Below are 22,967 nucleotides of genomic sequence, written 5' to 3' on the forward strand. Positions count from 1 at the left end.
TGAGGTCATCAAGACCGTGCCGGAGTCGAAGATCGTCGAGACGCTGATCGAAGAGGCGATGAAACTCGCCGAGCAGATGGAGGCCGACGGGACCATGTCAGGCGAACCGCAGGTGAGCGTCTCCTGACTGTCGAGCAGCCCGCGCGCCCTGCCGCCGGGCCGCGCCCGAGCCCCGCGCCCGCCGCCCACCGGTGGCCGGACGCGGGGCGCCGCACGGCCCCGCGCGGTAAAGTGCGCAGATCATCCCAAGCCTGCTGCTCAAGCCAAGCCTGCTGCGGCCCGTATGGTGAGGCACCCACGTGTTGACCACATCGACTGCCAAGGTCCTCGAACCGGGCGACCTCGACGCCGCCCTCGCCGTACTCAACCGCGACCCGGTGGCCAACGCCTTCGTCGCCTCCCGGGTCAATGTCGCCGGGCTCGACCCCTGGCGGCTCGGCGGCGAGATGTGGGGCTGGTACAGCGGCGGCAGACTCACCTCGCTCTGTTACGCGGGCGCCAACCTCGTACCGCTGTGCGCCACCCCCGAGGCGATCCGCGCCTTCGCCGAGCGCGCCCGCCGGGCCGGCCGCCGCTGCTCCTCGATCGTCGGCCCCGCGGAACCCACCGCCGACCTGTGGGCGCTCCTCGAACCCCACTGGGGCCCGGCCCGCGAGGTCCGCTCCCACCAGCCGCTGATGACCACCCGCGCGCTGCCCGCCGACATCACGCCCGACCCGCTGGTCCGCCGCGTCCGACGCGACGAGATGGACGTGATCATGCCCGCGTGCGTGGCCATGTTCACCGAGGAGGTCGGCGTCTCCCCGCTCGCGGGCGACGGCGGCCTGCTCTACCAGGCCCGCGTCGCCGAACTGGTCTCCACCGGACGGGCCTTCGCCCGCATCGAGGACGGCCGGGTCGTCTTCAAGGCCGAGATCGGCGCCGTCACCCGGCACACCTGCCAGATCCAGGGCGTCTGGGTCGCCCCCGAACACCGCGGCAAGGGCCTGTCGGAGACCGGCATGGCCGCCGTCCTGCACTACGCCCTGCGCGACGTCGCCCCGGTCGCCAGCCTCTACGTCAACGACTTCAACGCCCCCGCGCGGGCCGCCTACCGCCGGGTCGGATTCTCCGAAGTCGGCGCGTTCATGAGTGTGTTGTTCTGACCGCGCTCGAAGGTCGCGGGCGCTGGGGGTAGTGTCCCGGCCCATGGAGAACGTGGTGGTCGGACCTGTCGACCTCGGCGCGCGGGTCGACGAAGCCCTCGCCGTACAGGCGCTCGCCTTCGGGCTCGGCCCCGGCGAGGTCGCCATCCGGCGGCAGATCGTGCTCCGGCACCTCAACTACCCCGGTGCGCGGGCCCTCGGCGCGCAGACCGACGACGGACGGCTGGTCGGCTTCGTCTACGGCCTGCCCAACGACCGCGGCCACTGGTGGTCGAGCGTCGTCCAGCCGTACCTGCGGCAGCGCGGCACCGACGGCTGGCTCGACGACTCCTTCGTCATCACCGAACTGCACGTGCTGCCCGACTTCCAGGGCCACCGGATCGGCCGCCGCCTGATCACCGAGATCACCGACACCGCCACCGAGCCGCGCAGCATTCTCTCCGCGATCGACGGCGACAGCCCCGCCCGCCGCCTCTACCACGCGCTGGGGTACCAGGACCTGGCCCGCCCGGTGCACTTCCCGAGCGCGGCCCGCCCCTACGCCGTGATGGGCGCGCCGCTGCCGCTGCTGCGGTAAAGCGCGGGGCGGGGCGGGCGCGCGTGGGGGAAAAGGGTTTTCCGGGCGCCCGGCGGCCTGGCTATCCTCGGCGCACCCCCGACCTCACGGAGAACGCCATGGTCCTGCGCATGTCCCGGCTGATGCTCAAGACGCTGCGCGACGCCCCGGCCGACGCGGAGACCACCAGCCACAAGCTGCTGGTCCGCGCCGGATACGTGCGCCGCTCGTCCGCCGGGATGTGGACCTGGCTGCCGCTCGGCAAACGCGTCCTGGACAACGTCGCCCGCGTCGTACGCGAGGAGATGGAGGCGATCGGCGGCCAGGAGGTGCTGCTGCCCGCGCTCCTGCCCCGCGAGCAGTACGCGGCCACCGGACGCGCCGACGAGTACGGCGACCTGCTCTTCCGGCTCACCGACCGCAAGGGTGCCGACTATGTGCTCGGCCCCACCCACGAGGAGGTCTTCACGCAGATCGTGAAGGACCAGTGCACGTCCTACAAGGACCTGCCCCTGACCCTCTTCCAGATCCAGACCAAGTACCGCGACGAGGCCAGGCCCCGCTCGGGCGTGCTGCGGGGCCGCGAGTTCCAGATGAAGGACGCGTACTCCTTCGACACCGACGACGAAGGGCTCGCCGCGTCGTACCGGCTGCACCGGCAGGCGTACATCCGGATCTTCGAACGCCTCGGCTTCGACTTCCGCGTCGTCTCCGCCGTCTCCGGGGCCATGGGCGGCTCCGCCTCCGAGGAGTTCCTGGCGCCCGCCGCCGCGGGCGAGGACACCTTCGCGGACTGCCCCGCCTGCGACTACGCCGCCAATACGGAGGCGGTCACCTTCACGGCCGCGCCCGGTGACGCGGCTGTCGCTGAGCACGGTCCTGTCCAGGAGCTGGACACCCCCGACACCCCCACCATCGAATCGCTCGCCGCCCACCTCGGCGTGCCCGCCTCCGCCACACTCAAGAACCTGCTGGTCACGGTGGACGGCGAGATCACCGCGGTCGGCGTCCCCGGCGACCGCGAGGTGGACCTCGGCAAGCTCGCGGAACACCTCGCGCCCGCCGCCGTCGCGCTCGTCACCGCCGAGGACTTCGCCGACCGGCCCGATCTCGTACGCGGCTACGTCGGCCCCCAGGGCCTGGGCATCCGCTACCTCGCCGATCCCCGGATCGCCCCCGGCACCGCGTGGGTCACCGGCGCCAACAGGCCCGGCAGGCACGCCGCCAACGTCGTCTGCGGCCGGGACTTCACCGTCGACCGTTACCTCGACGTGGTCACCGTCCGCGCCGGTGACCCCTGCCCCCGGTGCGGCACCGGGCTCCGCCTCGACCGGGCCATCGAGATCGGCCACATCTTCCAGCTCGGCCGCAAATACTCCGACGTCTTTCAGCTCGACGTCCTCGGGCGCGACGGCAAGCCCGTGCGCGTCACCATGGGCTGCTACGGCATCGGCGTCTCGCGCGCCGTCGCCGCCCTCGCCGAACAGACCGCCGACGACGCGGGGCTGTGCTGGCCCGCCGAGGTCGCCCCCGCCGACGTCCACGTCATCGCCGCGGGCAAGGCCGTTCAGACTGCTCTCGCGGAGGAGGCCGCCGCCGCGCTGCACGCCGCGGGACTGCGGGTCCTCCTCGATGACCGGCCCTCCCTCTCGCCCGGTGTCAAATTCACCGACGCCGAGCTCATCGGCGTCCCCACCCTGCTCACCGCCGGCCGCCGCGCCTGCGACGCCGTCGTCGAGCTCAAGGACCGCCGCACCGGCACCCGCCAAGAGCTCCCCCTCCCCGAAGCCCTCGCCCTCCTCACCACCCCCCGCTGACGGCTCGCCGCCGTGGCTGATCGCGCAGTTGGGGCTCGATCCCGCCGTGCGGACGGCGGTCGCGGGGTTCCCCGCGCCCCTGAAAAGCCGAGCCGGCCCCTTGCGCGATCAGCCCCCCCACTCAGCCCGTCCGGCGATTGAGGACTTTCGGGACGGGGCGGGGTGGGGGCTAGAGCCAGGAGGCGAATTCGAGGAGGAGTTCGGCGTCTTCGCGGTCGCCGACGGAGAGGTACCAAACGCCGGCCTCGACGGCACGGAAGAGGGCCCAGCCGCGAAGGCGCTCGGGATCGACCTCAAGAGAGGCGGCGAGCTTGGCGAGCCGCCGCCGGGCCGCGGCCCGGGAGCCCGGCTGAGCGGCCAGGGTCGGAAGCCGGTCACGGACCAGCCAGGCGAGATCGTAGGCCCGCTCACCGACCAGCGGCTTGGGGTCGATGGCCAGCCAGGCCATCCGCTCCCCGGCCAGCACATTGCCGTGGTGATAATCCCCGTGCAGCAGCACCTCCTCGGCGCCCGAGGCGACCAACTCCCCGTGCACCGACAGCGCCTCGTCGACGAGCCCGACCGCCTCGGCCGCCCAAGGCCGCTCCCGTCGCTCGCGCAGCAGCGCCACCAACGCACCGGTGTAGTCGGCGACCGACGTGAAGGGATGTCCCTCGGCCGGCGGCACCCAGAGCCGCTGAAGAACCCCGGCGGCCTCCAGCATCGCCTTGGGCTCGGCGAGCGACCGCAGCGACACATCCGCCTGAAGCCGCTCCAGCAGCATCGCCCCCTCGCCGGGATCGGCGTCGAGGAGGCGTACGGCGCCCCGCCCGTCCCAGTGCGCGAGCGCCGCGTGCTCGTGCTCGGTCTCCCGCGTGACCATGCCGACCTTCAGCACCGCGGGCACCCCGTCCGCGGTGCGGACCAGCACGATCATGCTGATCTGGCCCCCGGCCGCGAAGACCCGCTCGACGGTCAGCCCCCACCGCTCCAGGTACCGCGCCACCCGGTCGGGGAGTTCGGCCAGCCACACCCGGCCCGCCTCGCCCTCCCAGGCCCCGACGGTGCGGACCAGCCGCTCCGGCGGCTCCAGCCGTACGCCTTCCGGCCCCCCGTGGTGCGCTGCTGAAGCCATCCCTGTGCGTTCCCTCCGTGTCGTGTGCGGCGGGGAACGGTGATCAGCTCCGTTCCGCCAACCCCGGGAAGGCTACGCTGCCGCCGCGCCACCGCACGGCACGCACCGCCGCCTCGCGCATCGCGCCCGCCGCGTCCCGCCGGATGTCCCCGATCGCGGACCGCACCACGTCGCCGTAGGCGCCCGCCACCCGTTCCTCCAGATACGCGGCCAGCCGCAGCGCCGCCGCCGCGTCCGCCACCGGGAACGGCAGCTGGTAACCCGCCGCCGCCGTCACCGGCACTCCGCCCAGATCGCGGACGGTACGGCCCAGCACGTCCCGCCGCGCGCGGTGCGCGTCGTACGCCTGCCGCGCCTCGGACCGGCGGCTCCCGCCGACCAGGCCGCCCACGACGCCGTAGCCGTACACCGCCGCGTGCTCGGCGGCCAGCGCCGCCTGCGCCGCGTCCAGCACCGCGCTCATCGCACCGCCCCCTTCGTCCCGAGCAGCGCCACGTGCCCGGCGCCCGCCGCCGCCACCGACGCGAACAGCCGGGCCGTCTCGCCCGGCACATTGAGCAGCGCCGTCGCCCGGCTGTCGGCGAGCCGCCGCTCCTCGTCCGCCAGGGACTTCAGGGCCGCGGACGGCGAGGAGGCCGGGGGAGCGGCGGACGTCGCGCCGGGGGACGGGGAGCCGGTCGGTACGGGCGCCGCCCGGCCGCCGAACGCGCCAACGTGCAGGGCCACTTCGGCCCGCAGCGGCGCCAGCCGCGCGGCGAGCGCCGGATACGCGGCGGCCACCGCGTCGTACCGCGCCAGCAACGCCGCGCTGTCGCGGACCGCCTGGCGCAGCGCCAGCTCGCCCGGTTCGGGCTGCGTGGCCTTGTGTCCGGCCCCGTCCGAGCCCGCTGTTCCACCACCTCCGGAACACCCGGCACTGACGACAACGGCCGCCACCGCCACCACACTCCGCCTGCTGAGCCGAGGCCCGTCCGGGATCATTGGGCGAGTGTAAGGGTGCGCGGGAGGCCGCTCGGCGCCGCCTCCCGGCGGCCCGCGATGGCGCGGCGACGTGTGGAAACTCGGGTAATCTCTCCTTTACACGCGACCTTCCACAACAACAGCACACGCGGCCGAGGAGTCACCCGGATGAGCACCACCCAGAGCGAGAGGCTGCGCGGGCTGCTTGAGCCGCTCGTCGTGAGGACGGGACTGGATCTGGAAGAGGTCACGGTGACGGCCGCGGGCAAGCGGCGGCAGTTGCTGGTCGTCGTGGACTCGGACGAGGGCGTGCAGCTCGACGCGGTCGCGGCGCTGAGCCGGGAGATCTCGCAGGCGCTGGACGCCTCGGACGCGATGGGCGACTCGGAGTACGTCCTGGAGGTCACCTCGCCGGGCACCGACCGGCCGCTGACCGAGCCCCGGCACTTCCGGCGCAACAGCGGCCGGCTGGTGAAGCTCCAGCTCAAGGAGCGCGGCGAGCTGATCGCGCGGATCATGACGGTGGACGACGCGGGTCTCGACCTGGAGGTCCCCGGAGTCAAGGGCCGCAAGCCCAAGCCCGCCCGCGCGGACTTCGCCGAGATCGAGAAGGCCCGCGTGGAGGTCGAGTTCAACCGCAAGAACGCGGCCGGTGACGACGTACACGAAGACGACGGCGTACAGGACGACGCGGACGACAACGTGCACGACGAAGACGTGCACGACGTACACGAAGACGACGAGAACGACGAGGAGGCGTAGCCGTGGACATCGACATGAAGGCCCTGCGGGGTCTGGTGCAGGAGAGGCAGATCTCGTTCGACCTGCTGGTCGAGGCGATCGAGTCGGCGCTCCTCATCGCGTACCACCGCGAGCCCGGCAGCCACCGCAAGGCCCGCGTGGAGCTGGACCGCACCAGCGGACACGTGACCGTATGGGCGAAGGAGGACCCGGAGGAGGTCGCCGAGGACGCCGAGCCGCGCGAGTTCGACGACACCCCGACCGGCTTCGGCCGGATCGCCGCGTCGACCGCCAAACAGGTGATCCTCCAGCGGCTGCGCGACGCCGAGGACGACATCACCTTCGGGGAGTACGCGGGCCGCGAGGGCGACATCGTCTCCGGCCTGGTCCAGCAGGGCAAGGACCCGAAGAACGTACTGGTCGACATCGGCAAGCTGGAGGCGATCCTGCCGGTCCAGGAGCAGGTGCCCGGCGAGGACTACCGGCACGGGACCCGGCTGCGGGCGTACGTGGTCCGGGTCGCCAAGGGCGTACGCGGCCCGTCGGTGACCCTGTCGCGAACCCACCCCAACCTGGTGAAGAAGCTCTTCGCGATGGAGGTCCCGGAGATCGCGGACGGCTCGGTGCTGATCGAGGCCATCGCCCGCGAGGCCGGACACCGTACGAAGATCGCGGTCCGCTCGACCCGCTCGGGGCTGAACGCCAAGGGCGCCTGCATCGGCCCGATGGGCGCGCGGGTACGGGCCGTGATGGCCGAGCTGAACAGCGAGAAGATCGACATCGTCGACTGGTCGGACGACCCGGCCGAGATGGTGGCGAACGCGCTGTCCCCGGCCCGCGTCTCCAAGGTCGAGGTGGTCGACGCCGGTGCCAGGTCGGCGCGGGTGACCGTGCCCGACTACCAGCTCTCGCTCGCCATCGGCAAGGAGGGGCAGAACGCCCGCCTGGCCGCCCGGCTGACCGGCTGGCGGATCGACATCCGCCCGGACACCGAGCAGCCGCAGAGCTGAGGGCCGGGCCCGGAACACGGACTGAAAGCGGTCGGCGGCGGGCGATGCATGCCCTCCGCCGACGGCGGGCAGGAAACGAACAACCGTGCGTCGGCACACTCGAAGGAGTGAGGTCGGTGCGGGGAGGTAGACTGAAGAGTGTCTGGTCGGACGCGAACCCCAGCATGCCCGGAGCGAAGTTGCATCGGCTGCCGGGAGCGTGCGGCCAAGAGTGAGCTGCTGCGTGTGGCGGTGGACGGTGACACCTGTGTTCCCGATCATCGCGGTACGCTGCCCGGTCGGGGTGCGTATCTGCACCCCGCCCTTGCCTGTCTGGACCTGGCGGTCCGCCGCCGGGCGTTCAACCGGGCCTTCAAAGGCCCGGTGACGCCCGACACCGCGGAGTTGCGCCGGTTCGTCGAGCAGGCAGCCCCGTAAGAAGTAGGAAGAACGGCACGGGTCACCGTGCGGTCAGGTACCTCGCGAGATGGAAGTAGGTCGAGATTGCGATGAGCACTCGATGAGTACGCGATGAGTACGCCCATGAAGTAGCGACGGTCCGGCGGACGATCACCCCGGACCTAAAAGGAGCGAAGTGGCTAAGGTCCGGGTATACGAACTCGCCAAGGAGATGGGAGTCGAGAGCAAGGTCGTCATGGCCAAGCTCCAAGAACTCGGCGAATTCGTCCGTTCGGCGTCCTCGACGATCGAGGCGCCGGTAGTCCGCAAGTTGACTGACGCTTTCCAGGGACCCGGTGGCAACACCAAGTCCGCTGCGAAGCCCGCGGCGCCGCGCAAGAGCGCGCCCGCCGCCAAGCCGGCCGCGCCCACCCCGGGTGCGCCGGCCCGTCCCGCTGCCCCGGCGCCGAAGCCGGCCGCCGGCGGCCCCGTGACCCCGGCCGCGCCCGCGGCCCCGGTCGCCCCGAGCACCGGCCCGGCCGCCGGTGCCGGTACCGCACCGACCCCCGCGGGCTCCGGCCCGCGCCCGGGTCCGAAGCCGGCCCCCGCCGCGCCCGCCCCGAAGCCCGCTCCGGCGGCTCCGGTGCCTGCGGCGGAGTTCCAGGCACCCCCGTCGGCGCCCGCGGCCCCGGCCGCACCGCGCAGCGGTGGCGCCACCCCCGGCCCGCGCCCGGCGCGCCCGGCCCCCGCCCAGAGCGGCGGCACCGGCCAGCGCGACACCCGTGACGGCGGGGCCCGCCCCGCGCGTCCCGCCGGACCCGGCCAGGGCGGTGCCCGCCCCGGCGGCGCCCGTCCCGCGGGCCCGCGTCCCGGCAACAACCCCTTCACGTCCGGCGGCTCCACCGGTATGCAGCGCCCCGGCGGCGCCCCGCGTCCCGGCGGCGACCGGCGTGACGACCGTCCCGCCCGCCCCGGCGGCCAGGGAGCCCCGGGCGGCATGCCGCGTCCCGGCGGCGCCCCGCGCCCCGGTGGTCAGGCCGGCGGTCCCGGCGGACAGCGTCCGTCCCCCGGCGGCATGCCCCGCCCGCAGTCCTCGGGCCCCCGCCCGAACCCCGGCATGATGCCGCAGCGGCCCGCGCCCTCCCCGGGCGGGCGTCCCGGCGGTGGCCCCGGCGGCCGTAGCGGTGGCCCCGGCGGTCGTCCCGGCGGCGGCGGTCCCGGCGCGCGTCCCGGCGGCGGCGGCGGTTTCGCCGGCCGTCCGGCGGGTCCCGGCGGCGGCGGTCGTCCCGGTGGCGGCGGTGGCGGCTTCGGCGGTCCGCGCCCCGGTGGCGGTGCTCCCGGCGGTGGCGGCGGCTTCGGTCCCCGTCCCGGCGGCTTCGGCGGGCGTCCCGGTGGTCCGGGCGGCCGTGGTGGCACGCAGGGCGCGTTCGGTCGCGGCCCCGGTGGCCGTCCGGCGCGCGGCCGTAAGAGCAAGCGTCAGCGGCGCCAGGAGTACGAGGCCATGCAGGCCCCGTCCGTGGGCGGCGTGCTGCTGCCCCGCGGCAACGGCCAGACCGTGCGCCTGTCGCGCGGTGCCTCGCTCACCGACTTCGCCGAGAAGATCAACGCCAACCCGGCGTCGCTCGTTCAGGTGATGCTCAACCTCGGTGAGATGGTCACGGCGACCCAGTCGGTCTCCGACTCCACGCTGGAGCTGCTCGCCGGCGAGATGAACTACGTGCTGGAGATCGTCAGCCCGGAGGAGGAGGACCGCGAGCTGCTCGAGTCGTTCTCCATCGAGTTCGGTGAGGACGAGGGCGGCGAGGAGATGCTCGTCTCCCGCCCGCCGGTCGTGACCGTCATGGGTCACGTCGACCACGGTAAGACCAGGCTTCTCGACGCGATCCGCAAGACCAACGTGGTCGCGGGCGAGGCCGGTGGCATCACCCAGCACATCGGTGCCTACCAGGTCGCCACCGAGGTCAACGGCGAAGAGCGCGCCATCACCTTCATCGACACCCCGGGTCACGAGGCGTTCACCGCCATGCGTGCCCGCGGCGCCAAGTCCACCGACATCGCGATCCTGGTGGTCGCGGCCAACGACGGTGTGATGCCGCAGACGATCGAGGCGCTGAACCACGCCAAGGCGGCCGACGTGCCGATCGTGGTCGCGGTCAACAAGATCGACGTCGAGGGTGCCGACCCGACCAAGGTGCGCGGACAGCTCACCGAGTTCGGTCTGGTGGCCGAGGAGTACGGCGGCGACACGATGTTCGTCGACATCTCCGCGAAGCAGGGTCTCAACATCGACTCCCTGCTGGAGGCCGTGGTCCTGACCGCGGACGCCTCGCTCGACCTGCGGGCCAACCCGGAGCAGGACGCGCAGGGCATCGCGATCGAGGCGCACCTCGACCGCGGCCGCGGCGCCGTGGCGACCGTCCTGGTCCAGCGCGGCACGCTGCGGGTCGGCGACACCATGGTGGTCGGCGACGCGTACGGCCGAGTCCGCGCGATGCTCGACGACAAGGGCGAGAACGTGGAGGAGGCGACCCCGTCGACCCCCGTCCTCGTGCTCGGTCTCACCAACGTGCCCGGCGCGGGCGACAACTTCCTCGTCGTGGACGAGGACCGCACCGCCCGCCAGATCGCCGAGAAGCGGGCCGCGCGCGAGCGCAACGTCCGCTTCGCCCGCAAGGGTGTCCGGTTCTCCCTGGAGAATCTGGACGAGGCGCTCAAGGCCGGTCTGGTCCAGGAGCTCAACCTCATCATCAAGGGCGACGCGTCCGGTTCGGTGGAGGCTCTCGAGTCCTCGCTGCTCCAGCTCGACGTCGGCGACGAGGTCGACATCCGGGTCCTGCACCGCGGCGTGGGTGCGGTCACCGAGTCGGACATCGACCTGGCGACCGGCTCCGACGCCATCGTCATCGGCTTCAACGTCCGCGCGGCCGGCCGTGCCGCGCAGATGGCGGAGCGCGAGGGTGTCGACGTCCGCTACTACTCGGTGATCTACCAGGCCATCGAGGAGATCGAGGCGGCCCTCAAGGGCATGCTCAAGCCGGAGTACGAGGAGGTCGAGCTGGGCACCGCGGAGATCCGCGAGGTCTTCCGCTCCTCCAAGCTCGGCAACATCGCCGGTGTGCTGGTCCGCTCCGGCGAGGTCAAGCGCAACACCAAGGCCCGTCTGCTCCGCGACGGCAAGGTCATCGCGGAGAACCTCAACATCGACGGCCTGCGCCGCTTCAAGGACGACGTCACCGAGATTCGTGAGGGTTACGAGGGCGGTATCAACCTCGGCAACTACAACGACATCAAGATCGACGACGTCATCGCGACGTACGAGATGCGCGAGAAGCCGCGCGGCTGACGCGGCTGTCCGGCCGTGCGGTACGCCGTACGGCCGGGCGACGGTTCGGGGCCGGGGCCGGTCGGCGGGAGAAATCCCGTCGATCGGCCCCGGCCGTCGGCTGTAACGTCATACCCATGTACGCAGGCACGCTGTGCTTCGACCTGCTCCTGGGTGACGTACGGTCCCTGAAGGAGAAGCGGTCCCTCGTCCGTCCGATCGTCGCCGAGCTGCACCGCAGATTCGCGGTGAGCGTGGCGGAGACCGGCGACCAGGACCTCTATCGCAGGGCCGAAATAGGAATCGCGGTGGTGTCGGGAGACCTCGGACACCTCAAGGACGTACTCGACCGGTGCGAACGCTGGATGATCGCCCGTCCCGAAGTGGAACTGCTGTCCGCACGGCAGCGTATCCACGGCGACGACGAGTGAGCAGAACGCCCAAGGACACAGAGAGAAGAAGACGATGACCGACACCGCGCGGGCGCGAAAGCTGGCCGACCGCATCCGGGTCGTGGTCGCGGAGACCCTGCAACGGCGGATCAAGGATCCGCGGCTGGGGTACGTGACGATCACCGACACCCGGGTCACCGGCGACCTGCGGGAGGCGACCGTCTTCTACACGGTCTACGGAGACGACGAGGAGCGGGCGGCCTCCGCCGCGGCCCTGGAGAGCGCCAAGGGTGTGCTGCGCTCCGAGGTCGGACGGCAGACCGGGGTGCGGTTCACCCCGAGCCTGGCCTTCGTCGCCGACGCCCTGCCCGACAACGCCAAGACCATCGACGACCTGCTCGCCAAGGCCCGCGCGGCCGACGAGGAGGTCCGCAAGTCCGCCACCGACGCGCAGTACGCGGGCGAGGCGGACCCGTACCGCAAGCCGTCCGACGACGAGCTGGACGACGACGACCTCGACGCCCCGGCCGCCGCCGACCCGGACACCGGCGCCGACTCCGAGGGCGGTCCGGCAAGCGCATGACACAGAGCGAGCGAGCCGAAGGGCGCGCCGGTACCGAAAGCGACGAGACCCAGCGAGGAACGAGCGCGGTGTCGAGGAACGTCGATACCGGGTCTGAGCGACCGAAGGCGAGCCGAGCGCAGAAGGGGGCTCCGTCCGGGCTTGTCGTCGTCGACAAGCCCGGCGGGCTCACCTCGCACGGGGTGGTGTCGCGGATGCGGCGGCTGGCCGGGACCCGGCGGGTCGGGCACGCGGGCACGCTGGACCCGATGGCGACCGGGGTGCTGATCCTCGGCGTCGAGAAGGCCACCCGGCTGCTCGGCCACCTCGCGCTCACCGAGAAGGAGTACGTCGCCACGATCCGGCTCGGCCGGACGACGGTGACGGACGACGCCGAGGGCGAGATCACCGCCGTCGCCGACGCCACCGGGGTCACCAGGGAGAGCGTCGACGCCGGGATCGCCGCGCTGACCGGCCCGATCCAGCAGGTCCCCTCCAAGGTCAGCGCGATCAAGGTGAACGGCGTGCGGTCCTACACCCGGGTCAGGGAGGGCGAGGAGTTCGAGCTGGCCGCCCGGCCGGTGACGGTCCACTCCTTCACCGTCCAGGACATGCGCCGGGTCGACGAGCCCGAGGACGCCGTCGGCGCCGTCGACCTCGACGTGACCGTCGTCTGCTCCTCCGGCACCTACATCCGGGCCCTCGCCCGCGACCTGGGCGCCGGACTCGGCGTCGGCGGCCATCTGACCGCGCTGCGCCGCACCCGCGTCGGCCCGTACGGGCTGGACGCCGCGCGCACGCTGGAGCAGTTGGAGGAGTCCTGCACGGTCATGCCGATCGAGCAGGCGGCCGACGCGGCCTTCCCGCGCTGGGAGGTGGACGCCGACCAGGCCCGGCTGCTGGCCAACGGCGTCCGCATCAAGGCCCCGGCACTGCCCGACGGGCCGAACGCCGTCTTCGGCCCCGACGGCCGATTCCTGGCCCTGGTGGAGGAGAAGGACGGCCAGGTGAAGATCGTGGCGGTCTTCCCGGAATAGCCGTCCGTCCCCCTGCGCTCGCGCCCGGCCCGGTGTGACCGGGCCGGGCCTTGGACATCGTGGAGCGGGGCCGTCTGTCCCCTGAGCGGCCCCGCTCCACGATCCCCCTCGGTCCCCCCTCACGTGTCCCTATCCATCCGGAACCCGGAAATCACCCCAATGGGCGGGCGCTCGGAGTGAAGCGAGGGAGCACAGGGGGGCGCTTTTCCTCCGCGATCTAGGCGGGAGATCATCGGGCGCCTACCGTCGAAGTGGGACGAAACGGGGCGCGGCGGTGGGGGAGGTGCCCGATGGCGGTACGCGGGGCCGACGTGGACGAGGCGTTGGTGCGGGTCTGTGACCTGGCGGGACGGCCACGCGGGACGGGTTTCCTCGCGGACGCCGACGGCACGATGGTCACCAGCCACGAGGCGGTCGACGGGCTCGCCCGGCTGGTGCTGCACGCGCCGGGGAACCAGGTGTGCCTGGTCGAGGCGGAGGCGATCACCGTACTGCCCGAAGCCGGGCTCGCGCTGGTCGCCACCGAGGGGCTGAATCTGCCGCCGCTGCCGGTCGCGCCCTGCGGCCCCGCCCACCCCGAGCGACGGGTACGGCTGAAGGTCCCGCAGTGGACCGACGGCGTCGTCCTCGGCACCGCGTCCGTCACGTACACCGCCACCGACCGCTTCCACCTGCTGGAGGAGGTCTACGAACTCGGTCTCGGCGCCACCGACATGAGCCGGGTCGCGCCCCAGTCCTCCGGCGCGCCGCTGATCGACGCGGCGACCGGCGCGGTACTCGCCGTCGCGGTCACCGCGCTGCACGCGGGACACCGGGCGGCCGGTTTCGCCGTACCGCTGCGGGCCGGACCCGGCACGCCGGAACCGCTGGCCGCGCTGCTGGCCAGGAACGCGGCGTCGGTGCCCGGCTACGGTCCGCACCTCAACCTCGCGGGGGCGCTCCAGCTCACGGGTACGTCGGTCGGCTCCGCGGCCGGGCCCGGCCAGTGGCGGGAGCCGGTCGCCAGGCCCGAAGTCGCCGACGCCCTACGGGACTTCCTCGCACCGCGGGGCGAGACCGCGCCGCTGGTGCTCGGCCTGGTCGGCGACCCCGGCAGCGGGCGCAGCACCGAACTGGCCGCGCTGGCCGCCCGCCGGGCGCGCGGCGCGGAACCCGCGCCGACCGTCTGGCTGCGCGGCGCCGAACTGCGGCCGGGCGACGGCGGGATCAAGGACGCCGTCGAACGCTCGCTGCGGACCGCCGCCCGGATCGTGTGCGCCGCTGCCGGGCGCGGCGGCGCTGTGGGCGGCGACCCGCCGTTCGCCTCGCCCGACGCCGTCGCGGCGCTCGCGCGGGCCGCGGGACGGCCGCTGCTGGTCCTGCTCGACGCGCCCGAGGAGATGCCCCCGGTCCTCGCGCACGCGCTCGCCGACTGGACGGCGGGCACGGCGAGTTGGCTGCGCGCGGGCGGGGTGCGGCTGATCGTCGGCTGCCGCCCGGAGTTCTGGGAACAGGCCGGGTCGCTGCTGCCCGCGGGAATGGCGTACGCGCCGCCGCCCGCCCCCTATGTCGCCGTCCGCGCGCTGCCGCCCTGCCTGCGGCTCGGCGACCTGACCGACGTCCAGGCGGTCCGCGCGCGGACCCGCCACGGCCTGGCGCCGGACGCCCTGCGGCCCGCCGACGCCGCGCACCCGCTGGCGCTGCGCCTGCTCTCCGAGATCCAGGCGTCGCTGCCCGGCGGCACCGCCACGGACGGCGCCGCGCCGACCCGCGCCGAGATCTTCGCCGCCCACTTGGACCTCGTGTGCCTGCGGATCGCGGTCCGGCTGGCCGCGAGCGCCGAGCGGCCGGTACGCGGCAACGGCGTACGGCGGCTGGCCACGCGGGTGGCCGGGCAGGTGCACGAGGCCGCGCGGCGCTGTCTGGGGCCGGGACAGGGGGAGTTGGACCGCGAGTCCTTCGAAGACCTCTTCCCGTGGCGTACGGGGTGGGCGTCCGCCGTCCTCACCGAAGGGCTGCTGGTGCCCGCGGGCGCCGGATACCGCTTCGCGCACGAGGAGGTCGCCGACTGGCTCCAGGGCCTCCACCTCGACCTGGACGCGGCCCTGCACGCCCTGGTCCACCGCTGGTTCGCCGCACCGGCAGGCGGCACGGAGGCGCCGGTACGGCTGCCGCAGCGGCCCGCCGCCGTCCACGCGGGCGAGCCGCCCGTCCCGCCCGCCCCGGCCGTCGCCCCGCCCTCGGGGCCGCGCTCCCTCCCCGTCCCGCGCCACCGCCTCGGCCCGGTCCTCCAGGCCATGCTGGCCACCGACCCCGACACCCTCACCCACCATCTGCGCCACCTCATCCACCGCCTCGACCACCAGGCCATCGCCCCCACCCGCCATGTCAGCGCCCCGGACCCGGACCCGGCCGCGCCGCCGCGGCGCCCGGCCCCCGTGCGCCGCCCCGCGTGGGACGCCTGCACAGACGCCTACCTCGACACCGAGACGGTCCCGAACCCCCGCTCCCGTCGGCGCCCCCGCCCGACGCCTGCGGGTCCGTGCCGGGGAGGCGGGGGTGGTGGAGGCGAGGGGGTGCCGGACGGGGGTACGGGCGGGGGCGTTGGCGGCGTCCCGGTGGGGTTACTCGCCGGGAGCGCGGGGGCGCCGGGCGGGGGAGTGGGCGTGGCGCCCGCTGGCGGTGCCGGAGGCGGTGTGGGGGTGTCCGGTGGCGGTCCGGCGGGGTGGCCGAGTGGCAGTGGCGGTACGGGCGGGACCGGCGCTGGTGTCGGCGGGCAGTGGGCCGCCTGCGGCGGTCCTGCGGCGGTCGGTTCGGGGCAGTGGCTGGACGGCGGAGGCAGCGCGCCGGGGCGCGGTCCGTGCGGGAGGCCGGACGACGGCGGGGGCGCGGCCACCGGGGGTGCGCCGTGGGGGCACTCCTCGTGCGAAGGCGGAGGACCGTCTTACATGAGCGGGCCGCAGGCCCGGCGCGGGGACGGGGTGTCGGCGCGGCGGGGGGATGCCGTGTGGTGGGCCGCGCATCTGGTGGGGGAGGTGGTGACGCGGCTCGGGGACGCGCGGAACTACCGTGGTGTGCTGCGGCTGTTGGCCGAACGGGTCGCGGTGCGGTCGGTGGAGCGCGGAGGGTTCACGCCCGAAGGGCTCGGCGGGCTGGGGGAGTTCGGCCCGGCGTTCTGGCGGCGGGTGCCGTTGCCGCTGGGGGAGCGGCTTGAGCTGCTGCGGCTGCTGCTGCCCGCCGACCGGCCGCCCGTACCCGGTGAACCGGCCGACCCCGAGACCCGCTTCCTGCCCGCTGTCGCGGAACTGCTGCGGGAGGCGCCGGCGGAGGCGCTGGCCGCGGTGTGCGGGTGGTTCGACGACGACCGGCCGCTCCAGACGGCGCCGGGCGCGGACGGCCCCCGGCTGACCGTCGCGTCCGCCGCGCAGGCGCTGCTGCACACCCACCGGCGGCTCGCCGTGGACGAGTTGACCGAGGCGCTGGTGGCCGCAGGACACCCCGGCGCCGACGAAGTGCTCGCCGCGCTCGCCGAGGACGAGCCGTCCGCCGTGTGCAGGGCCGTCGACCGGTGGGCGCACGACCCGCGCCCCGACCGCCATGTCGCGGCAGCGTCGTACGGCCGCCGCGCCGCCGCGTTCGTACGGTCGGAGGCCGACCGGGAACTGCTGCGGTACGCGGCCCTCGCGATCCTGGCCCGCCCCGGCGACTGCACCCTGCACGGCGCCGCGCTCGGCCTGCTGGTACGGGATTCGGTGACGCGTTCCCGCCATCTCGACGCGGCGCTGCGGCACTTCGCGGCGGGCGATCCCCACCTGCCCGCGGGCGCCCTGGCGGCAGCCCTCGGCACGCACCCCGAACCCGTACTCACCGCCTTCCAGACCCGGCTTCGCGCCCCCTACCCCGACGGGGGAGCCGCCGAGGTGCTGGACGAACTGGCCGGGGTCACCTCGCCCGCCCTCGCCCGGCGCGCCGCCGCCCTGGCCCAGGACCATCTGCTGCACCACCCGGACGGCGCGGCCGACGTCGCCCGCTTCCTGGACCGGCGGCTGGAACAGGGCCCCGGCGTCCGGGCCGTCCTGCTGCCGCTGGCCGCCGCGCTCATGACCGACCACTCGCCGGACGTCCGCCGCGCACTGGTCCCGGTTTTCGCCGCCCCCGGCACCCACCTGTCCCGGCCGCTGCGCCAGGAACTCCTCGACATGGCCCTCGCGGCGGAACGCGACCCCGGCGTCCTGGACGCCCTGCTCGCCGCCGCGGCGGACGGCTGCCACCGCAGGCCGACCGTCCTCACCCGCGACCTGGTCCACCGCGTCGGCCTGCTCCTCGGCCGTACGCCGGAGGGCGCCGCGCAGTTCGACCGCCGCGTCGTCGAACTGGCCGCTTCCTGGCCCGACTTCGGCCGTCTGGTGCGCGAATGGCTCAAGACGGGCGGCACATGGGACGCGGTGATCGGCCCGAGCGCGAGACGCCGCCTGGAGGCGGCGGCCTGACGGGATCGGCCGTGAATCTCCGTAGCGCCCAACTGCCCTCGGATCGACAGCCCATGACTGTCTGTCACTCGCCGGCATCGGTGCCCGCCGGGACAGCCTCCTCGCTCAACCCCGACGCCAGCCTCGGCCGGCTCGCCGTCGGCGTCTTCGTGGGCGTCATCCGGCCCGCGCTCAGCCCGCACGACATGATGCGGCTGCGCGGCTGCCTCTCGGACGCGAGCGTGAACCGTGCCCACGCCAAGGTCCTGGGCACGGGACACGCGGGAGCCCCGCACTGACCCGCCCCCCGGCGCGCTCCCGGCGGGAGGCCCGCGTACCGGAATCGGGCACTGACCCCGGAAGCAGCGGCTAGCCTGACGGGACGGCCGCTGCCCTCGGGGAGGGACGGCGGCACCTGTCCCCAGGTTTCCGCTCCCCAGGTGGTGAACCCCGCTTGTCCGAATCGGCCGCTCTCCCGGTCCCGGTCCCGGTCCCGATCCCGGTCCCGGTCCCGGTCCGTGCCCCGACGTCGTTACGGCGGCCCGTACGCGATCCCGTACACGATTCCTTACGCGGCCCGGCGCGCGGTCCCGGAACCGGCCACGAGCCCGGTCCTGCGGGCGACTTCGGGCCCGGCTCCGTACCGCCCGCCGCCCCCGGCGCCCGGATCTGGGTGCGGCGGGTGACGAGAGTGCTGCTCGGCTGTCTGCTCGGCTACGGCGTGCTGTGGGCCGCCACCGCGGGCGGCATGCTCGCGGTCTCCGCGTGGGCGCGGCACGGCGCCTCGGCCGGTTCCGGCGAGCGGACGGCGGGCATCAACCACTTCCTGGCCGTCGACCCGCACGTGTGGCGCGGGTCCGCGCCGACCGCCGCGGGCTACCGGGCATTGGCCGACCGGGGCATCCGTACCGTCGTCGACCTCAGGGCGGAGGATCTGCCGCCCGCGGAACTGGCCCTGCCTACCGCCGCGGGCCTGCACGCCGTCCGGCTGCCGATCCGCGACGGCCAGACCCCCACGGAGCGGCAGGTCGACACGTTCCTGCGGATCGTGAGGACCTCGCCGGGGCCGGTCTTGGTGCGCTGCGGCGCGGGCGTCGGCCGTACGGGCTCGATGGCCGCCGCGTATCTGGTCCGCACCGGACAGGCCGACAGTCGCCAGGCCGCGCTGCGCACCCTCGCGGTCGGCCCGCCCTCCATCGAGCAGGTCTATTACGTGCTCAACGTGTCGCGCGACGACACCGACCAGCCGCCGCTGCTCGTCCGGGGCGTGAGCCGGTTCCTGGACGCGCCGCGCCGCATCATGGCCTCGCTGTAGACCGCGCCGGCCGCGGACCGGGCCAGGCGTGCGCCGCGCTCGCCGCGGACCGGGCCCGCGCCCGCTCCGCCGGAGCCGTCGCGGAACCGATAAAGTCACGCCCGTGTCGGAGGTCGGCGAGCGGGCGGGATGTCGCGGTCCACATCACATTCGAACGGGCGCCGCAGGTGGGAAGGGCCGACGCCGTACGCGCGGACCGTGCCGATGGGCACGGCATCGCGGCGGCATGGCAGGCTTGGACCCGCAGGACAAGACAACACGGTCAGTGATTCGGCGAAGAAGCGGAGCGTCAAGGTGCAGCGCTGGCGGGGCTTGGACGACGTTCCCGGTGACTGGGGACGCAGCGTCGTCACCATCGGCTCGTACGACGGCGTCCACCGCGGTCACCAGCTCATCATGGGCCGCGCCGTGGAGCGCGCCCGTGAACTGGGGCTGCCCTCGGTCGTCGTGACCTTCGACCCGCACCCGAGTGAAGTCGTACGGCCCGGCAGCCACCCGCCGCTGCTGTCCGCCCACCACCGGCGCGCCGAACTGGTCGCGGACCTCGGCGTGGACGCGCTGCTGATCATCCCGTTCACCAGCGAGTTCTCGAAGCTGACGCCGAGCGAATTCGTCAAGACCGTGCTGGTCGAGGGGCTGCACGCCAAGCACGTGGTCGAGGGCCCCAATTTCCGCTTCGGGCACAAGGCGGCGGGCGACGTCGAATTCCTCTCCGCGCTCGGGCTGAAGTACGACTACGAACTGGAGGTCGTCGACCTCTTCGTGCGCGGTGAGGCGGGCGGCGGCGAGCCGTTCTCCTCCACCCTGACCCGGCGGCTGGTCGGCGAGGGCGATGTCGAGGGCGCCGCCGAGATCCTGGGCCGCCCGCACCGCGTCGAGGGCGTCGTCGTCCGGGGCGCGCAGCGCGGACGCGAACTGGGATATCCCACCGCCAACGTCGAGACCCTGCCGCACACCGCCATCCCCGCCGACGGCGTCTACGCGGGCTGGCTGCACGTCGACGGCGAGGCCATGCCCGCCGCGATCTCGGTCGGCACCAACCCGACCTTCGACGGCACCGCGCGCACGGTCGAGGCGTACGCGATCGACCGCGTCGGCCTCGACTTGTACGGGCTGCACGTGGCGGTGGACTTCCTCGCCTATCTGCGCGGGATGGAGAAGTTCGACACCATCGACGCGCTGCTGGAGCGGATGGCCGACGACGTGAAGCGGGCCAGGGACCTGGTGGACGCCGCCGACTCGGCAGCCGCCCCGCCCCCGCCCCCGCCCCCGCCCCCGCCCCCGCCCACGTCCGCGCCGACCGAGCCGTCGCCCGCCGTCGAATAGCCTCGGGCCAGGCCGTTCCACAGCAGCTCTGTCAGTGGCCGCTGCCAGACTTGGCGCATGTCCGAGCAGGAGTACGTACCGTTCTTCGCGAACGTCCAGCTCTCCCCGACGGCGGAGGGTGACGACCGGCCGCCGCTGCCCACCACGGGCAGCGAGCGGGAGATCCTGACCGCCTTCCTCGACTGGCACCGCGCGACCTTCGAGCTGAAGTGCCGAGGCGTGGCCGCGGCCCGGCTGTCGGACCGGGCGATACCCCCGTCCGGGCTGAGCCTGCACGGCCTCGTACGGCACCTCGCGGGCATCGAGCGGTGGTGGATACGCCAGCACTTCGCGGGCGAGGACCTGCCGATGCTCAACTACTCGGACGAGGACCCCGACCAGGGCTTCGACCGGCTCGACGGGGACGTGGAGGCGGCCTTCGCGGCCTGGCGGGTCGAGCGCAACCGGGCCAGGACCATCGTCGCCGAGGCGCCCTCGCTGGATGCCACCTGCCGTTCGCCGGTCACCGGCAAGGAGATATCGCTGCGCTACATCCTGGTGAATCTCATCGCCGAGTACGCCCGGCACAACGGGCACGCCGACCTGCTCAGGGAGCGGATCGACGGCGCGACGGGCCTGTGAGACAGCCACCTGGCAGCGTTCGGGCGGGAGTGCGGGGGAGCCCCGGGCCTCAGGTGGGGCGGATCAGCCGGGTCTCGTAGGCGAAGACGACGGCCTGCACACGGTCGCGCAGCTCCAACTTGACCAGAATCCGGCTCAGATGGGTCTTCACCGTCGCCTCCGCCAGGTGCAGCGTGCCCGCGATCTCCGTGTTGGACAGGCCGCGGCCGACCTCCACCAGCACCTCGCGCTCGCGGGCGGTCAGCCGGTTCAGCCGCCCGTCGCCATCGGAGCCGCCGGCCGCCGAGGGGAGCTGGTGCGCGAAATTCTCCAGCAGGCGGCGTGTGATGCGCGGTGCCACCACCGCGTCGCCCGCGGCCACCGAGCGGATGGCGCCCAGCAGTTCCTCGGGCAGCGCGTTCTTCAGGAGGAAGCCGGACGCGCCCGCCTTCAGCCCGGCGAAGGCGTATTCGTCCAGGTCGAAGGTGGTCAGGATCAGCACCTTGGAATCCGGGCAGCGCCGTACGATCCGCGTGGTGGCCTCGATGCCGTCGGTGCCGGGCATCCGGACGTCCATCAGCACCACGTCGGGACGCAGCGACTCCGTGAGCCGTACCGCCTCCGCGCCGTCGCCCGCCTCGCCGACCGGCCGCATGTCGGACTGCGCGTCCAGCACCATCGTGAACGCCATCCGCAGCAACGGCTCGTCGTCCACCAGCAGCACCCTGATCACCCGCCCGCCCCCGTCCTCTTCGGCCCCGCTCTCGTCGACTCCGCGCCCGTCGTTCCCGCTCCCGTCGTTCCCGCTCCCGCCGGCCGCGGGCTCCGCCGCCCCGCCGGTCACATCGGCTCCGGGGCGCCGAGGACGAGCACCGCCGCGACCCGCCAGCCGCCACCGGGCAGCGGCCCCGCGACCAGTGAACCGCCGTACGCCGCCGCCCGCTCCCGCATGCCGGGTATGCCGTGCCCCGCCGAGGCCGCCGCACCGTCGGCGATCGCGCCGCCGTGCGCGGTGTCGGCCGCCGCCGGGTGCGTGCCCGGGCCGTCGTCGGTGACGGTCACGGTCAGCGCGTCGGGGGCGCAGCCGATCCGCACCTCCGCGCTGGTCCCGGCGGGCGCGTGCTTGAGCGTGTTCGTCAACGCCTCCTGGACCAGCCGGTAGACGGTGAGCTGCGCCGCCACGGGCACCGGGCCCGGATCGCCCGCCACGGACAGCACCGTCGGCAGCCCCGCCGCCCGTACCTGGTCCACCAGCGATTCGAGCTGCGCGATGCCCGGCATCGGATGCCGCAGCGCGTCCGGCTCGTCCGCCCGCAGCACCCCGAGGAAACGCCGCATGTCCGTGATCGCCTGCCGCCCGGTCGCCGACACCTGCCGCATCGCGGTCGTCGCCCGCTCGGGGGTCCGCTGTTGCGCGAAGACCGCACCGTCCGCGAGCGCCACCATCACCGACAGATTGTGCGTCACGATGTCGTGCATCTCCCGTGCGATCCTGGCCCGTTCGTCGGCCACCGCCAACTGCGCCCGCTGGTCCCGCTCCCGCTCCAGCCGCACCGCACGGTCCTCCAGAAAGGCCAGACGGTCACGGCGGCTGCGCATGTTCACGCCGAAGACCGCCGCCGCGACGGCCATCGCCGACAGCGAGACGAAGGTCCCCGCGCTCCGGTCGTGCATCGCCCAGCTCACCGTGGCCAGGACGACCCCGACCTCCAGCACGCCGAAGGCCATCATCAGCCGCCGCCGGTCGCAGTACGCGGCCACGGTGTAGAGCGCCACCAGCAGCGCCACGTCGGCCGGGACCTGGAAATCCAGCAGCCACTGCACGAAGGCCGTCGCCGCGATGCAGGCGAAGACCGCGAGCGGCGCCCGCCGCCGCCACACCAACGGCGCCGTGAGCCCCGCCCCCAGCGCCAGGAACGGCACCGGGTCGTCCCGCAGCGGCGCCCGTGCCAGCATGCTGAGCCCCACGTAGAGGGTGGCGGCGAACAGGCCGTCCACCACCATCGGGGGCAGCCGCCGTCCCACCCGCCGCCTGGCCCGCCCGGCCAGCGCCCGCCACGCGGGGGCCGGTCCTGTAGCAGCCGATCGCATGGGCGACATGCCGGTGCCCATGGGACCACTGCTCAAGGGGATCGGTGCGCCGGTGTCCGCGGACGCCGGTCCCGGCTGCCGCGGGGCGTTCCCCTGGGCAGCCGGGTCCTGTGCCGTCGCGGTGGACGGCAGCGGGTACGTCATCGCGTCCTC

Annotated in this window: 20 protein-coding genes and 1 pseudogene; 16 read left to right on the plus strand and 5 right to left on the minus strand. The window is 74.0% G+C overall.

All coding sequences use genetic code 11. The features are described 5' to 3' along the window. The 4 genes and pseudogenes from ACFZBB_RS33645 to ACFZBB_RS33660 all read left to right on the plus strand — a co-directional run. Window positions 1–127: pseudogene (locus tag ACFZBB_RS33645) on the plus strand (4-hydroxy-3-methylbut-2-en-1-yl diphosphate synthase); the annotation flags it as partial. A 172-nt stretch (window positions 128–299) separates the two neighbouring features. After that, the gene (locus ACFZBB_RS33650) at window positions 300–1,145 is read left to right on the plus strand and encodes a GNAT family N-acetyltransferase (RefSeq protein ID WP_391130682.1); all 846 of its coding nucleotides are present in this window, start codon (window positions 300–302) and stop codon (window positions 1,143–1,145) included. Between the two features lie 43 nt (window positions 1,146–1,188). Beyond that, the gene (locus ACFZBB_RS33655) at window positions 1,189–1,722 is read left to right on the plus strand and encodes a GNAT family N-acetyltransferase (protein WP_391130685.1); all 534 of its coding nucleotides are present in this window, start codon (window positions 1,189–1,191) and stop codon (window positions 1,720–1,722) included. A 98-nt stretch (window positions 1,723–1,820) separates the two neighbouring features. Continuing rightward, complete coding sequence (locus ACFZBB_RS33660) at window positions 1,821–3,518, plus strand: proline--tRNA ligase (protein WP_391130688.1); 1,698 nt, start codon at window positions 1,821–1,823, stop codon at window positions 3,516–3,518. 169 nt (window positions 3,519–3,687) lie between these two features. On the opposite strand, the gene ACFZBB_RS33665 is transcribed toward ACFZBB_RS33660, so the two are convergent. Genes ACFZBB_RS33665 through ACFZBB_RS33675 form a run of 3 tightly spaced genes read right to left on the minus strand, consistent with a single transcriptional unit; the run spans window position 3,688 to window position 5,613 of the window. After that, the gene (locus ACFZBB_RS33665; protein WP_391130691.1) at window positions 3,688–4,632 is read right to left on the minus strand and encodes an aminoglycoside phosphotransferase family protein; all 945 of its coding nucleotides are present in this window, start codon (window positions 4,630–4,632) and stop codon (window positions 3,688–3,690) included. 43 nt (window positions 4,633–4,675) lie between these two features. Next, window positions 4,676–5,095 (minus strand): DUF4439 domain-containing protein, encoded by a 420-nt coding sequence (locus ACFZBB_RS33670; protein WP_391130694.1) that lies wholly within the window; start codon window positions 5,093–5,095, stop codon window positions 4,676–4,678. Further along, entirely contained in the window at window positions 5,092–5,613 is a 522-nt protein-coding gene (locus tag ACFZBB_RS33675) for a hypothetical protein (RefSeq protein ID WP_391130697.1), read from the minus strand. Before ACFZBB_RS33675 ends, ACFZBB_RS33670 begins: the two co-directional genes overlap by 4 nt. 147 nt (window positions 5,614–5,760) lie before the next feature. Between ACFZBB_RS33675 and rimP the strand changes: the two genes are divergently transcribed. From rimP to ACFZBB_RS33735, 12 genes are all read left to right on the plus strand, one after another. Beyond that, window positions 5,761–6,354, plus strand: a complete 594-nt coding sequence (gene rimP, locus ACFZBB_RS33680; RefSeq protein ID WP_391130700.1) for a ribosome maturation factor RimP — start codon at window positions 5,761–5,763, stop codon at window positions 6,352–6,354. A gap of 2 nt (window positions 6,355–6,356) precedes the next feature. After that, window positions 6,357–7,343, plus strand: a complete 987-nt coding sequence (nusA, locus tag ACFZBB_RS33685; RefSeq protein ID WP_188279440.1) for a transcription termination factor NusA — start codon at window positions 6,357–6,359, stop codon at window positions 7,341–7,343. Window positions 7,344–7,481: 138 nt separating this feature from the next. Then, entirely contained in the window at window positions 7,482–7,760 is a 279-nt protein-coding gene (locus ACFZBB_RS33690) for a YlxR family protein (RefSeq protein WP_355350310.1), read from the plus strand. A gap of 157 nt (window positions 7,761–7,917) precedes the next feature. Then, window positions 7,918–11,064 carry a translation initiation factor IF-2 gene (gene infB, locus ACFZBB_RS33695; protein WP_391130703.1) on the plus strand — a complete coding sequence of 1,049 codons (3,147 nt, stop codon included), beginning with the start codon at window positions 7,918–7,920 and terminating at the stop codon, window positions 11,062–11,064. A gap of 116 nt (window positions 11,065–11,180) precedes the next feature. After that, window positions 11,181–11,474, plus strand: coding sequence for a DUF503 family protein (locus ACFZBB_RS33700; RefSeq protein WP_391130706.1), 294 nt, complete (start codon window positions 11,181–11,183; stop codon window positions 11,472–11,474). A gap of 34 nt (window positions 11,475–11,508) precedes the next feature. Continuing rightward, the gene (rbfA, locus tag ACFZBB_RS33705; RefSeq protein ID WP_391130709.1) at window positions 11,509–12,018 is read left to right on the plus strand and encodes a 30S ribosome-binding factor RbfA; all 510 of its coding nucleotides are present in this window, start codon (window positions 11,509–11,511) and stop codon (window positions 12,016–12,018) included. A 68-nt stretch (window positions 12,019–12,086) separates the two neighbouring features. Then, window positions 12,087–13,034 carry a tRNA pseudouridine(55) synthase TruB gene (gene truB / locus ACFZBB_RS33710; RefSeq protein WP_391130712.1) on the plus strand — a complete coding sequence of 316 codons (948 nt, stop codon included), beginning with the start codon at window positions 12,087–12,089 and terminating at the stop codon, window positions 13,032–13,034. 290 nt (window positions 13,035–13,324) lie between these two features. Then, on the plus strand, window positions 13,325–17,503 hold the full coding sequence (locus ACFZBB_RS33715) for a serine protease (RefSeq protein WP_391130715.1): 4,179 nt from the start codon (window positions 13,325–13,327) through the stop codon (window positions 17,501–17,503). A gap of 53 nt (window positions 17,504–17,556) precedes the next feature. Then, window positions 17,557–17,781, plus strand: coding sequence for a hypothetical protein (locus tag ACFZBB_RS33720; protein ID WP_391130718.1), 225 nt, complete (start codon window positions 17,557–17,559; stop codon window positions 17,779–17,781). Between the two features lie 383 nt (window positions 17,782–18,164). Further along, on the plus strand, window positions 18,165–18,797 hold the full coding sequence (locus tag ACFZBB_RS33725) for a dual specificity protein phosphatase family protein (RefSeq protein ID WP_391130721.1): 633 nt from the start codon (window positions 18,165–18,167) through the stop codon (window positions 18,795–18,797). Window positions 18,798–19,091: 294 nt separating this feature from the next. Continuing rightward, window positions 19,092–20,123, plus strand: a complete 1,032-nt coding sequence (locus ACFZBB_RS33730; RefSeq protein ID WP_391130724.1) for a bifunctional riboflavin kinase/FAD synthetase — start codon at window positions 19,092–19,094, stop codon at window positions 20,121–20,123. A 57-nt stretch (window positions 20,124–20,180) separates the two neighbouring features. Further along, entirely contained in the window at window positions 20,181–20,744 is a 564-nt protein-coding gene (locus ACFZBB_RS33735; RefSeq protein ID WP_391130727.1) for a DUF664 domain-containing protein, read from the plus strand. A gap of 49 nt (window positions 20,745–20,793) precedes the next feature. Here ACFZBB_RS33735 and ACFZBB_RS33740 read toward each other — a convergent pair whose 3' ends face one another. Together ACFZBB_RS33740 and ACFZBB_RS33745 are read right to left on the minus strand one after the other, a co-directional pair. Next, complete coding sequence (locus ACFZBB_RS33740; RefSeq protein WP_391130764.1) at window positions 20,794–21,414, minus strand: response regulator; 621 nt, start codon at window positions 21,412–21,414, stop codon at window positions 20,794–20,796. A gap of 149 nt (window positions 21,415–21,563) precedes the next feature. Further along, complete coding sequence (locus ACFZBB_RS33745; protein WP_391130730.1) at window positions 21,564–22,958, minus strand: histidine kinase; 1,395 nt, start codon at window positions 22,956–22,958, stop codon at window positions 21,564–21,566. Window positions 22,959–22,967 lie beyond the last annotated feature (9 nt).

Origin of the sequence: Streptomyces sp. NPDC008139, from assembly GCF_042957025.1 — a bacterium.
GTDB lineage: Bacteria > Actinomycetota > Actinomycetes > Streptomycetales > Streptomycetaceae > Actinacidiphila.